The 13393-nt window shown below is 50.4% G+C and carries 9 protein-coding genes; 5 read left to right on the top strand and 4 right to left on the bottom strand.

The features are described 5' to 3' along the window. Nucleotides 1–294: 294 nt before the first annotated feature. The gene (locus Mal48_RS22155; RefSeq protein ID WP_145205078.1) at nt 295–1059 is read left to right on the top strand and encodes a PIG-L deacetylase family protein; all 765 of its coding nucleotides are present in this window, start codon (nt 295–297) and stop codon (nt 1057–1059) included. Between the two features lie 219 nt (nt 1060–1278). On the opposite strand, the gene Mal48_RS22150 is transcribed toward Mal48_RS22155, so the two are convergent. From Mal48_RS22150 to Mal48_RS22135, 4 genes are all read right to left on the bottom strand, one after another. Then, complete coding sequence (locus Mal48_RS22150; RefSeq protein ID WP_197441913.1) at nt 1279–2769, bottom strand: N,N-dimethylformamidase beta subunit family domain-containing protein; 1491 nt, start codon at nt 2767–2769, stop codon at nt 1279–1281. Nucleotides 2770–2854: 85 nt separating this feature from the next. Continuing rightward, nucleotides 2855–3916, bottom strand: coding sequence for a CNNM domain-containing protein (locus Mal48_RS22145; protein ID WP_145205075.1), 1062 nt, complete (start codon nt 3914–3916; stop codon nt 2855–2857). A 380-nt stretch (nt 3917–4296) separates the two neighbouring features. Continuing rightward, nucleotides 4297–5175, bottom strand: coding sequence for a carboxylating nicotinate-nucleotide diphosphorylase (nadC, locus tag Mal48_RS22140; RefSeq protein WP_145205072.1), 879 nt, complete (start codon nt 5173–5175; stop codon nt 4297–4299). Between the two features lie 52 nt (nt 5176–5227). Then, nucleotides 5228–6112: a MerR family transcriptional regulator gene (locus Mal48_RS22135; RefSeq protein WP_145205070.1), complete on the bottom strand. Its 885-nt coding sequence runs from the start codon at nt 6110–6112 to the stop codon at nt 5228–5230. A 646-nt stretch (nt 6113–6758) separates the two neighbouring features. Here Mal48_RS22135 and Mal48_RS22130 point away from each other — a divergent pair. The 4 genes from Mal48_RS22130 (at nt 6759) to Mal48_RS22115 (ending at nt 13387) form a co-directional block, all read left to right on the top strand. Further along, entirely contained in the window at nt 6759–8372 is a 1614-nt protein-coding gene (locus Mal48_RS22130; RefSeq protein WP_145205067.1) for a sulfatase family protein, read from the top strand. Nucleotides 8373–8675: 303 nt separating this feature from the next. Continuing rightward, nucleotides 8676–11294, top strand: a complete 2619-nt coding sequence (gene alaS / locus Mal48_RS22125; RefSeq protein WP_145205064.1) for an alanine--tRNA ligase — start codon at nt 8676–8678, stop codon at nt 11292–11294. A 287-nt stretch (nt 11295–11581) separates the two neighbouring features. Continuing rightward, nucleotides 11582–11908, top strand: a complete 327-nt coding sequence (locus Mal48_RS22120; protein WP_145205061.1) for an STAS domain-containing protein — start codon at nt 11582–11584, stop codon at nt 11906–11908. A gap of 126 nt (nt 11909–12034) precedes the next feature. Next, nucleotides 12035–13387, top strand: coding sequence for a pyridoxal phosphate-dependent decarboxylase family protein (locus Mal48_RS22115; protein WP_145205058.1), 1353 nt, complete (start codon nt 12035–12037; stop codon nt 13385–13387). Nucleotides 13388–13393: the final 6 nt, after the last annotated feature.

The following is a 13393-nucleotide window of genomic DNA, read 5'->3' as shown; positions in this document are numbered from 1 at the left end:
ATGCGTTTCTCTAATAAAACCACTGTTCGCCACGAGGCAGAACCTGAGCACCAATTCGAATGATGCTCTAGCTCTGAGAGCTCATTTTTGTGTTCGAAATACCTGGATTCTTTAATCAATTTTTGTGAATTTGAATTCAGAAAGAGTTGCTTTACATGTCCCCATGCTCGCGAGATACTGAGCGAAATACGAACCATTGACCGCTGTGTAGAATCTGGCCAATCCGCCTTAATTCGCGATCGACAGCCATACTATGAGAGCGACCTAGCGTCTGCCCGCTGAAGGAATTCATTGATGCCTAAAGACCTGACTCCCCCCCGAATTCTTGCGATTCATGCACATCCCGATGATATCGAAATTTTGTGCGCTGGAACTCTCGCCATCCTCAAGGACAAAGGCTGTGAGATTGTCATCGCCACAATGACCGCTGGCGATAAAGGTTCGGCAGAGATGGGGCAGGAGGAAATCGCCCGTGTTCGCCGTGCAGAAGCCCGAAAAGCAGCTGAGATGCTCGGCGCGGAATGCATGTGCCTGGAGTTCAAAGACTTAAGCATTGAATTCAATGACGACAGTCGTAAACGTGTCACAGAAGCGGTTCGTCGTGCTCGACCAGATATCGTCTTGACGGCTCCCCCGGTCGACTACATGAACGACCATGAAATGACGAGCAAACTGGTTCGCGATGCCTGTTTCGCAGCCTCGGTTCCGAACTATCCAACCGAACAATGGGACCCGGCTCCGATTACAAAAAACATCCCGCACCTGTATTACGTCGATCCGATTGAGGGCGTTGACTGGTTCGGCGAGCCGACACCTTACGATTTCATCGTTGATGTGACCGAGACCTTCAAACTGAAGATCGACATGCTCGCCTGTCACGAAAGTCAGCGCGCATGGTTGCGGCAGCAACACGGGATGGATGAGTACCTCGAAAGCTGCAAACGCTGGGCGAAAAAGCGTGGCGAGCAAATCAACGCAGAGTACGGCGAAGGCTTCCGCCAGCACAAAGGGCATCCTTATCCACACGACAATTTATTGCTGGAAACGTTGAGTCGATAAACTCGCATGTTCCGAGTTGCAGTCTCCATGAAGAACGATATTCAGAACAGGAATCGCTCATTCGATGAGACTGAACTGAATTTCAATCCTGGATTTCTGTGAGAGCGCTCAACGCGGGACGTCAGCCACTCGTACTCTGAAACCTGAACGCGTTTTGATCACCCGGTTCTTCTCTATGAACCGGGCGATCACGCGAAGTGTCTACTCAGCCTTCTCAACTTACTCAATTGCCCGCTTGAGCAAATTGTGGGTGATCTTTTGAACCCGCTCATCGGGACCATGTGGCCGACTCCAGTGTGACCATGGGAGAACGTGACCTGGTGGAGATGAGAGACCTTGCGCCCAAAAGATTGTTGAGGCATTAAAGACGAAGTTCTCTTTTGGTCCCGGGTAAATTGTCGCCGCCCATTGTTGCGGATTGACGCCGCCCTGAAAGGCGGTCCCCGCCGCGACGACTTCCAAACCCGGGATGTCGGCAGGCTGACCGTGATATTCCCAGCCGATCAGACCAGGAATTCTGTCACCTTTTTTGACTCCTGTCCCGTCAAACATCCAGTGGTCCGGTTTTGTAATGACCCAGTCGCCGCCACCGTTGACCGGCCTGACATTTCGTACGCCCATCAGAAGACCTTCATCAGGACCATGCTCCGGGAATGGACCATTCAGTTCAATTCTCTCAAGTGCATAGTCGTTCTGAGCTCCGTATGGGCCTGCTCGAAAGAAAATACGATTCGGATTTCCTGATGAAGAGTCACGAAACGGTGCAACCCAGCAAACACTGTTTCCAGACAGGAACAGCAAATTCACACCGGAGTCGCGCATTTTTGTGACGCTTTCGAACTGCCGGATATCCCAATATTCATCGTGTCCAATACTGATAAAGACTTTGCATTTCTGGCCTCGATCTGGCGTCAACATGTCGCTGTTCGAGCAGTAAGAAACGTCGTAACCGTGCTTTTCTAACCAGTACGACAACGGAAACTCGAATGGCAAAAACTCGCCCGATCCGAACGTCAACGGGTCAGCGACGACTCCAGTAAATTGAGCTTCTTTTCCGTATGGTCGATCAAAGCTGACATCTGCCCACGGACCTTGTACACCTTTCGGATGGGTGTATACGGAATAATTACTGGGCCAGCGATTGTAGGCTTGCCAAGTGTTGTCAGAAACTTGAAACAACACATCCGCCGGTCGGTCATCTTTAACTACGAAGACCACGTAGCTTTGCCAATACGGCTTCTCTTCACTCTCTGGGAGTGTTGTCATCCGCCCCAGGTAGACTCCGCTCAACCAGTCTTCCGGGATCGTCAGCGAGGTCGAAGTTTCCCATTGGCATTCATGAAGTGCCTTTTCTCCCGGTTCAGGGATCGGCTGTGTTTTTCCTTCGAGGCGATCGATCGTCTTCATCAATCGAGCACCACGCCCGCCATAATACCCCATGCGAAAGAATTCAATTTTGTAGGGCGATGGCGGATCAGTCGAGATCATGACATCGATGGATTCGCCAGCTGCAACACTTTGTTTTGAGCAGTATCCTTCAATTGCAGGTGAACGATATCCCCCGGAATCAGGACGAACTCGGGTTAATTGCCAATCCAGGCTACCAGCCTTGGCATTCTCAGCAACGATTTTTGAGGGAACTTCCTGAGCATCGCAAATCGAACAAAATGGTAACAGGAAAATCACGAACAGAGGAATTCGCAGAAGCATTTTTTCAGTTCCGTTTTTTGATGTTATCGTAGTGACATCTCTTTGTTTTGTAAGTAATTTCTGCACGAGGCCGTACGAGTTATCTTTATGGTTCGAGCCCCATCGCTTTGGCTCGCTTCTCCCATTGCTTGCGAGCAAGCTTTTGCATGTCGTCAGCTTTGTCAGCTTCGTCGACAATCTCCATACCGAGCAGCGTTTCAATCACATCCTCCAGCGTGACCAATCCATCGGTCCCACCATACTGATCCAAAACCAGCGCGATGTGTGCTCGTTCATTCAGGAGTAGATCGAAAAGTTCAGAAAGCGGAGTCGACGCGGCAATTTTTTTGATCTCTCGACCAAGTTCTTTGAGGGTTGTTTGTTTTTTCTCATTCGCTTGAGCAAGCAAAATGTCTGACTTTAAAACAAAGCCGGTCACGCTATCGATGTCCACTTCATAAATCGGAATCCGCGAGACAGCAAGCATCGGAAACTGTTGCACGACTTCGTTCACGGTCATTGATTGTGGAAATGCCCGGATCACCGTTCGCGGCGTCATGACATCTTCCGCGACCAGAACTTGCAGCTTGAACAAGTTCGCCAGAATCCTGGACTCACTGGCTTCAATTTGCCCAGTCTGAGCACTGATGTGTGCCATGGCTGCAACTTCTTCACGTGTAATAATTCCTTCACGATCTTTCCCACCAATCAGTTGAGTCAACTTCTCGGAGAGCAGAACCAGCGGGTATAAAACCAAAATCAACCAGCTCACCATGTAAGCAATCGGTCCGGCAAGAGGTCGCCAGTAGACGGCTCCAATTGTCTTTGGAATAATTTCAGAGAGAACCAGAATAACGAGCGTCATGACTGCAGAGGCCCAGCCGACAGCGTGTCCACCGGCATGTTCCGTTTGCCAGATTTTCGCAGCTTCAGCACCAACGCCGGCGGCCCCCACTGTATGTGCGACGGTATTCAAGCTGAGAATCGCAGCAAGCGGACGATCCACATTCCCCTTGAGTTTTTCGAGCAACGTCGCTGACGGTTTCCCCTTCTCTTTCAGCGTTGCAATAAAAGAAGGAGTCACACTCAACAGGACTGCTTCTGCAATCGAACAGAAAAAAGAAAACCCAACAGCGACGAGCGCATATAGAATCAACAACGTGTACATATTGAAAAGTTCAGCCGATGTCGGATGTTATCAATGAAATCAGAATCGCTCACAATTGTGAGAATGGCAACTCCTGATCCATTTCGCAACCGGTCAAATTGACTTCACTCAATCGTTGTTGTTTTAAGCTCGAAAATGTCACCCGCTCTGGAACCATCTTCAGAACGAATCAAAGAAATCCACTCAAGCATTCGCCTCAGCGGTTTCTTCGAATTGGATCTATCAGATCTCGCGAATAAGCAGAGTCGCCGTCGCGGCAAATAAAGAATTACGGCGCTGCTATAGCCATTTTCGAATTGGTGTTCGCGTTCTGCCTCGTGGCGTACAGCAATTTCACTGGTGAAACGCGTTCTTCACGGGCACAAGAAACACGAAGTGTTCTAGCTTCTCCAGTCGAAGCCGATATCGAGGGCAACTGCAGAATGCGTGAGAGCTCCTACGCTGATTCGGTCAACTCCGGTCGCTGCGATGTCGGCGACTGTTTTCAGGGTCACACCTCCGGAAGCTTCAAGTTGAACTGCTGGTTTGTTTTGATCACGAAAGCGAACGGCTTCCCGAAGTTGTTCGAGAGTCATGTTGTCCAGCAATACGATATCCGGATCGCCTTGCACTGCGTCTCTGAACTGATCGAGCGAGTCAACTTCAATTTCGACGATCACTTCTGATGCAACCATCTTTCGAGAGGATGCCACAGCGTTTGCAAGAGTGTTATCACCGTCACCGGACCACCATGCGAGATGATTATCTTTAATGAGGACAGCATCGAACAGCCCCATGCGGTGGTTGGTTCCGCCTCCGCAGCGTACTGCGAATTTCTGCAGCTCTCTGATTCCCGGAAGTGTTTTCCGGGTATCCAAAATTTTTGCTTCTGTGCCAGCTACGGCATCGACGAACTTCCGAGTCAATGACGCTGTCCCGCTGAGCATGGTGAGGAAATTTAATGCGGTTCGCTCAGCTGTGAGAATGGAACGCATCGAACCAGAAATTTTTGCGATCACGCTCCCCGGTTCTAACTTTGCCCCATCATGCAGGAGTGATTCAAATTGAATTTGCGAATCAAAGATTTCAAAAATTTCTTTCGCAACCACGCAGCCACTCAACACTCCCGATTCTCTTGAAACAACGTTGATGCTCCCGGTCGCTGTCACGGGAACGAGTGAGTTCGTTGTGATATCTTCCGAATCCGCCAGATCTTCAGCGAAGGCTGTCTGGATTAAACTCCGGGCAGAGTCCAGTTCGGTCGGGGAGAGTTCAGGCATTGCTCGCAATTGCGACTTTCACGCTGTTAGAAAATCAATTTCTTCGCAGGGCTTATTCGCCTGCTTGTGATGAATTGGTGACGACTTGTTTTGCAACGGCTGCCAGGTGTTGGAAGTTATCGCAGAAGGCACTGTATTTCATTTGCTTTCGAACGTCATCAGTCAACCCCTTTCCCCCAACGACCAGAGTCACCTGATTATCGAATGCGAGTGTCGAGAGGCGGTCGAACTCTTCAAGAAACCGATCAAGATCACGAATTGTTGAAACACTCACCCAGAAGAGTTTCGGTTGAGTCTCACACAAGGCTTGAGCCAGCGAGGAGAAAGGGAGCATGTTCCCGAGCGATGCAGCCCGAAATCCTAAGTCTCTGAGAACGAGTTCCGCCATCGCCGAGGCAAGTGTATAAGGATCGCCATCGATTGTTCCGCCGACAGCGACCGGGGCGTCCACTGGAAGTTCGGGGAGAGAGCGACGGAGTTCATGCATCACACGGTGGCATAACTCACAAGAACGCCGTTCCTGATACACCGCGACATCTCCGCAGCCCCACTTCTCACCGATCTGCTCGAAGGACTTCGCCAGCACTTCGTCACAAATCAGGCTCATTGGATAATTCGCAAGGTACAGATTGAGAGTCACCTCAACGCAAACACTTTCTTCCCCACGAACAAGAGCTTGCAGCAGGCGGGCCTGTTCTTCGTGAAGCTTTCGCTCTCCCCCGCCGGTTGTCGCTGCTGGGAGTCCGAGGATCTCAGGACTCCGAATCTCCATCCCGGCTTTTCTCAGGAACGTCAGAACCCCGCTCACCGGGATGCGCCGATGTCCACCCGCAGTGTAGACCGTCGGAATCTTTCCTTGATCGCACCAGCGTTTCAAAGAGGATTCACTCGCGCCGATTGCCTGAGCGACCTGTCTGGGTGAGACGAGTTCCTTCACAGTATTTTTTTACTCTCGAGTCTGGTGGTTCGGTTGGGTACGCGGCAGAGGAATTGCTCAAGGTAGGACAATGTTCACTGCGAAAACGCAATTTTGTTCACAGTTTCGAAGAACTGTTTCTGATCACTCCAAAATTGATCCCGAAACTTGAAATTGCTCTCTCAAACGTGGCGAAAAGCAGCTATTCCAGAAGTTTTCGGACTGGTTCCAGAGTCAACCAAAACAGGTCGAAACATCTGAGTCCCTCGATTCTAGTCCTTAGCTCGAAAATGTCACATGAACTTCTCAGTCAACTCGAGATCACTATCGCGACGAATCGGTCTTCACACATACTTCAGGACTCTTGAGCTGCTTCAAAACCTATGGAATTGCGACCCTCCTCTGTATCAGAGAAGTGAACAGAAAGTTTTGAGACCAGTTCTAAACCACTGAGAAAATCACTTTTCTATTCGATCCCTTGAGAGCCCCTGCACAACGATCGCATGAAAAAACGCTGAAAATTCTCGCCATGCACGATATCATCTATACTCTTAGTCGCAACAAACCCAACCCGAACTCCTTCTTAATTGCATGAATGCAGGAAGACCGGTTTTATGAGCGGGGCAAGCACTTTCAATCAGTCATTTCAAGCAAGATGTGTCCACCTATGAAGTCACTCATCCAACGATTGGTACGACTCACACTGTTCTTTGGGATCGTTTTTGCTGGTCCTCTGGAAGCTGCGAGTCGACCAAACATTGTGTTTGCATTTGCAGACGACTGGGGACGCTATGCCAGCGCCTATGCGAAACTCGAACCTGGTGGGCCGAGCGATCTGGTGGCAACGCCGAACTTTGACCGGATCGCAAAAGAAGGAGTTCTCTTCAAAAACGCATTTGTGAACGCTCCATCGTGTACCCCGTGTCGCAGCTCGTTGCTTTCAGGTCAGTACTTCTGGAGAACCGGACGAGGGGCGATTCTGCAAGGTGCCATTTGGGATGAAACAATCCCGACCTATCCGTTGTTGTTAGAAAAAGAAGGGTATCACATCGGACACAGCTACAAAGTCTGGAGTCCGGGAACGGTCGCGAATGCCCCATACGGAGCCCGTCGAACGGCTTACAACAAGAGCGGAAACAAATTCAACCGATTCTCTCAATTTGCTTCTGCGGCAGAAAATCCTGAGGCTGCCAAGCAAACGCTTTACGATGAAGTGCGCGGCAACTTCACATCATTCTTGAAGGATCGCGACAAGAATGAGCCGTTTTGCTACTGGTTTGGTCCGACGAACTGTCATCGTAAGTGGATCAAAGGTTCTGGAAAAGCACTCTGGGGAATTGATCCAGACGAACTCGAAGGAAAACTTCCTCCGTACTTGCCGGACGTTCACATTGTCCGCGAGGACTTCGCTGACTATCTGGGTGAAGTTCAGGCGTTTGACAATGGTCTGGGGGTCTTGATCGATGAACTTGAACGTCTGGGCGAGCTGGAAAACACCATCGTGATCGTTTCCGGAGATCATGGCGTCCCGGGAATTCCTCGCGGGAAGTGCAATTTGTACGATTTGGGGACTCATGTCCCGCTGGCGATTCGCTGGGGGAAGAATGTTCCAGCCGGTCGTATCGTCGAAGATTTTGTATGCCTTCCGGATCTTGCTCCAACGTTTCTTGAAGCAGCAGGCATCGAACCTCCCACGGTGATGACGGGCCGTAGCTTATTGAACGTTTTAGAAGCCGGCTCATCAGGTCTCGTTGATGCTTCGCGCGATGCGGTCATCACGGGCCGAGAGCGACATGTTGCCAGTGTCCGAGAAGGCAATCTCCCGTACCCTCAGCGTGCGATTCGGACAAAAGACTTTCTCTACATTCACAATTTCAAGCCTGAGCGATATCCGATGGGGGATGGCAATGGCTTCGGCAAGCCAGTCGAACCGCTGCCGACGTACGATGAACTCGCCAACAACACTTTCGCAGCCTACGGAGACTTGGACGCCAGCCCCACAAAAGCTTATATCACCCTCGGACTTGGCAAGCCTGAGATGCAGGAATACCTGGACATTGCCTTCGGATTACGCCCCAAAGAAGAGCTTTATGACATCAAGAAAGATCCACATCAACTGAACAATCTTGCGGGAAATGCCGATTACTCGAAAGTTCGCGAGCAACTGTCAACCCGGCTCTTCAGCGTTCTGAGAGAGACAGGTGATCCCCGAGTGACTGGAGACGGAACCACCTACGACACCCCTCCATTTACCGATGCGTTCAAACGTCGAAAACGATAGAATCACTGTCCATCATTCAAGGATTTTGGACAAATCGAACTTAGCCGGGTCGTCACCCAGCAGTTTGATGAACTTCCCCGGGATAATTCCAAACGTCTGCTTCTTTCGCCCCTTTGGTCTTGGGATCGAATTGAAGGACGTTAAGATATGCGAGCATCTCGAACTTAGAGCAGTTTGCCCTGCCGTGTGCCCGTAAAGAACGCGTTCCATCAATAAAATTGCTGTTCACCACGAGGCAGAGCCTGAACATCAATTCAAAAGATGCTCTAAATAAAAAATTAGCCGCCTGAACACAGACTCACAATGAATACGAACGAACTTCGCGAAGCATATCTGTCATTCTTTGAATCCAAGGACTGTGTCCGGCGCCCGAGCGATGTTCTTGTCCCCAAGGATGATCCGACGGTTCTTTTCACACCTGCGGGAATGAACCAGTTCAAGAATCAATTTCTTGGCATCGGTCCACTGGAATTCACTCGCGCGACGACCAGCCAGAAGTGCTTGCGGACCGGCGACATCAGCAATGTCGGAGTGACCGCCTATCACCATACGTTCTTCGAAATGCTCGGGAATTTCTCATTCGGAGACTATTTCAAACGGGAAGCGATCCATTGGGCCTGGGAATTTCTGACTGATAGCAACTGGCTCGCGCTCGATCCGACTCGGTTGAGTGTGACGGTCTACCTCGACGACGACGAAGCCTTCAACATCTGGGAGAAAGAGATCGGCCTGCCGAAGGATCGAATTCAACGGCTCGGTGAAGATGAAAACTTCTGGCCGGCAGAAGCTCCTTCAAAAGGACCAGACGGTGTCTGCGGTCCCTGCAGCGAGATTTACTATCACCCACCCAGTGGTGGCAAAGAGGTCGAAATCTGGAACCTTGTTTTCACCCAGTTCAACCGCGTCGGCGATCCACCAGACAACTTGCGGCCACTTCCGAAACAGAACATCGATACCGGAATGGGACTCGAACGGACTGCTGCAGTTTTGCAGGGTGTTGAAAGCAATTACGAAATCGACATTCTCAAACCTCTCTGCCTCGCAGCTGGAGAAGTCGTCGGGACTAAATACGACTTCACTGCCAAAGAAGGTCGGGCGATTCGAAGGATTTCCGATCACGTTCGCGCTTGCACATTTGCCATCCATGAAGGAGCAACTCCGGGGAGCAAAGCGGACGCCTATATCATTCGCCTGTTGCTCCGCCGTGCGTTTCTGGAAGGGTATCTCCTTGGCCATAAAGAACCGTTCCTGCACGAAATCGTTCCGACTGTCGTCGACTTAATGTCTGTTCCATATCCGGAACTCAAGCAGACCGTCGAAAACGTTCAGGATACGATTCGTGAAGAAGAGGAACACTTCCTCGGAACCATTGACCGGGGACTGCACAAGTACGACAAGCTCGTCAAAAAGGCCAACAATTCCGGAACGAAAGAGCTTCCCGGAAAAGAGGTCTTCGACCTTCATCAGACAGATGGGTTCATTCTCGATCTCACCTCGGCACTGGCGGCTGATCAAGGTTTGACGATTGACATGGCCGGCTTCAAGATTGCCGAAGAGAACCATCGTCGCCGAAGCGGCGGAGATGTTTCCTGGGGCGTCATGGCTGCCGGTCCACTCGATGGAATTCAACAGGAACATGGCGAAACCAAGTTCCTGGCCTACGAAGGAATCAGTTCCGATGCCATTGTCGTCGGGATGATCGTGGACGGCAAACCTGCCGAGAGCGTTTCGCAACCGGGGACGCTCGTCGATGTACTCTTAAACCAGACCCCCTTCTATGGTGAATCCGGTGGTCAAGTTGGAGACCAGGGAGTTTTAAAGAGCAGCAAAGGGGAGATCGAAATCCTCGACACCCAAAAGCATGCCGGACTCATTGTTCATCGCGGCCGGTTGAGTTCCGGAGAGGTTCACTTGAACTCCTCGGTCCATGCAGAAGTTGAATCTCACCGTCGACACGGAATTCAGCGGGCACACTCAGCAACGCATCTGCTGCATCATGCATTACACATCGTCTTAGGCGAACACGCCATGCAACGCGGCTCCAAAGTTGAGAACGACCACTTGAGGTTCGACTTCTCTCACGGTGGCGCTGTGACATCGGATGAGTTGCGCAAGGTCGAAGACATTGTCAATTCCCGAATCTCTGAAGGGGCATCTGTTTCGACAACATTCATGGACATCAAAGAAGCACGTGCTCAAGGTGCGATGGCTCTGTTTGGTGAGAAATACCCAGACCGGGTCCGCATGGTCTCGATTGGCGAGTACAGCAAAGAATTGTGCGGGGGAACACACCTCACAAACACCGGGCAGGTCGGCGTCTTCCGGATTGAGTCAGAAGAAAACGTCGCTGCTGGGGTGAGACGTATCGTTGCTTCGACCGGAAAGAAAGCACTCGAACGAATTCGTGACCAGGAGGAACTTCTCAAAGAAGTCGCTCAACAACTGAAAGCGCCGCAGTTTGAAGACCTGCCGCGGAAAGTCTCACTGCTCCAGGATGAATTGAAAACCTTGAAGCAGCAATTGACGCAATTCACAAAAGCCTCGGTGAAAGATGCTGTGAGTCACCTACTCGAAAATGCAGAACAAGTCGGCGACGCCAAAGTTGTTTGCCATCACCTGAAAGATGTTGATCGTGAAACGCTCCGTGAGTATGCCGATCAATTACGGCAAAAAGGAAAAAGTATCGCAGTCCTGCTGGGAGCCGAGATTGATGGGAAAGTTGCTTTACTCGCTGCCGTGAGTAAAGACCTTGTGAAACAAGGTGTCAAAGCTGGTGACTGTGTCCGAGAAGCTGCCAAGATCGTCGGTGGCGGAGGAGGAGGACGTCCAGACTTGGCAGAAGCAGGCGGAAAAGATGCTTCAAAAATCGACTCAGCCTTGGTGAAAGGTGCAGAGATTTACAAAAACCTTCTCGCCAAATAGGTTCCATCGAACCTGTAAAAATCCGCTGCAACAGCCAGTCGACACACCCGATTGACATTTTTCTTTGATGTCAACGACCGGTTAAATCAGGTTGAATGAATCAAGAAGTTGCTTCGCCAAAACTCAGCGCGTCACTCAAAAACGCAAGAACCTCAACAAGAAGTTCTTGCGTTTTTGTTCATTAAGTGGGCATACTGATCAGTGACGTTGATAACTGTTCTTCACCCTGCCGCCTCGCCTGTGTGATGAATGGTTCATCAAATCACCTTTAAATTGCGGGCGCCACTATGAACACTTCCACCTCAAATTTATTTCACATCTACAAAACCGGTAGACTCACAGTCATAGGATTTGAGGGAAAACATCTCGAAAATCCACTGTTTGCGGACTCTGTTCGAGACCAGCTTCTCGGAATGATTCGACATCATGATTGTGAAGTTCTGGTTGTCGATTTAATGGACGTGGGGCTCATCTCCAGCTGGATTCTGGGAGTACTCACCGCGATCAAACAGAGCGGGATTGATATCGAGCTGTACCACCCCTCAAAAGAAATCCAGCATGTCCTCGACGTCACGCAACTCTCTTCTTATCTTCACGTACGTGGTTCGGAGTAGAGTCTCCTCAATGCTTGTCCTGCTCGTGAAGTTCACTTCCATGACTTCATAGACTGCTCGCTACAAGGCAGAAACCGAACGCCAATTCGATATATGCCGTGAACGTAACGTGAAGATCAGTCAATCATGAATCTGGACAACGAGACTCTAGAAATTCTGAAACGTGCAGCTGCAACCTGGAAGTCTGGTTTTGACTCACTTCCAGAAGTTGAGGATTCATCAAACCACAAAAACCTAGATCCAATTCTGCAGCGGGTCGCTATTAAACTACACAACAACTACCCGTATCAACACCCCATGTATCTGGGGCAAATGATGAAGCCTCCGCATCCGATTGCTCACTTGGCCTACACACTGGCGATGAGCACCAATCCGAATAACCATGCACTCGATGGGGGACGTGCCAGTTCGGAAATGGAAAAGGATGCCGTTCAGCAAATCGCAGAGATGATCGGATGGAAAAACGGACTCGGTCATCTATGCGGCGGTGGGACTGTCGCAAACCTGGAAGCGTTGTGGGTTTCACGAGAGCTGACTGAAAACCGGCTCATCGCGGTCTCCGACCAAGCTCACTATACACACTCACGGTGTGCATCACTGCTGGGGATGGATTGCCGGATTATCGAAAGCGACACTCACGGACGCATGAGAACTGCTGCCCTTCAAGAAGTGCTCGACAAAAATTCCGTCGGAACAGTTGTTGTCACCCTGGGGACAACCGGCCTCGGAGCCGTTGATCCGCTCGAAGAGATCCTTGCTTTACAGGAGCAGTACCAGTTTCGAATTCATATCGACTCTGCTTACGGCGGGTATTTCAAACTGGCGGAAAATCTTTCTGAGTACGCAACGCGTCAGTACGAACTCATGAACCGGGCTGACTCCATCGTCATTGATCCACACAAGCATGGACTTCAGCCATACGGTTGCGGCTGCGTCCTCTTTAAAGATCCCGCTGTTGCGAGAGTGTATAAGCACGATTCTCCATACACATACTTTACAAGTGATCAACTTCACCTTGGAGAGATTTCGCTCGAATGCTCCCGCGCAGGTGCTTCTGCAGTTGCACTTTGGGCCACGCTGCAACGTTTTCCGTTAGAACCACATGGTGAATTTTCAACAGGTTTGGAGTCTGCTCGAAGTGCAGCGATTCAGCTCTACGAGTGGCTCAACCAGTCCGAATTCTATACACCCGTTGTCACACCAGATCTTGATATCGTTGTCTGGAGCGTTCGCACAGAAAGTGCCTCCGAGTCATCTGGAAAAGCGAGAGAAATTTTCGAGGCGGCGGCAGAAGCCAATTTGCATTTTGCTCTTGTCACACTGCCGAGAAAACTCGTTGAAGAAAATAGTGACATCCAGAACTGGGATCAATCCGAGCTGACTTGCCTGCGTGCCTGTGTCATGAAACCGGAACACCAAGGCTGGATGCCGCGAATTTTAGAACTGTTCAGTCATATTTCCCGGACGACCCTTGGATGACCGGGA

Origin of the sequence: Thalassoglobus polymorphus (assembly GCF_007744255.1) — a bacterium.
Taxonomy (GTDB): Bacteria; Planctomycetota; Planctomycetia; order Planctomycetales; family Planctomycetaceae; genus Thalassoglobus; species Thalassoglobus polymorphus.
This window is presented reverse-complemented; position numbering and strand designations above follow the sequence as displayed.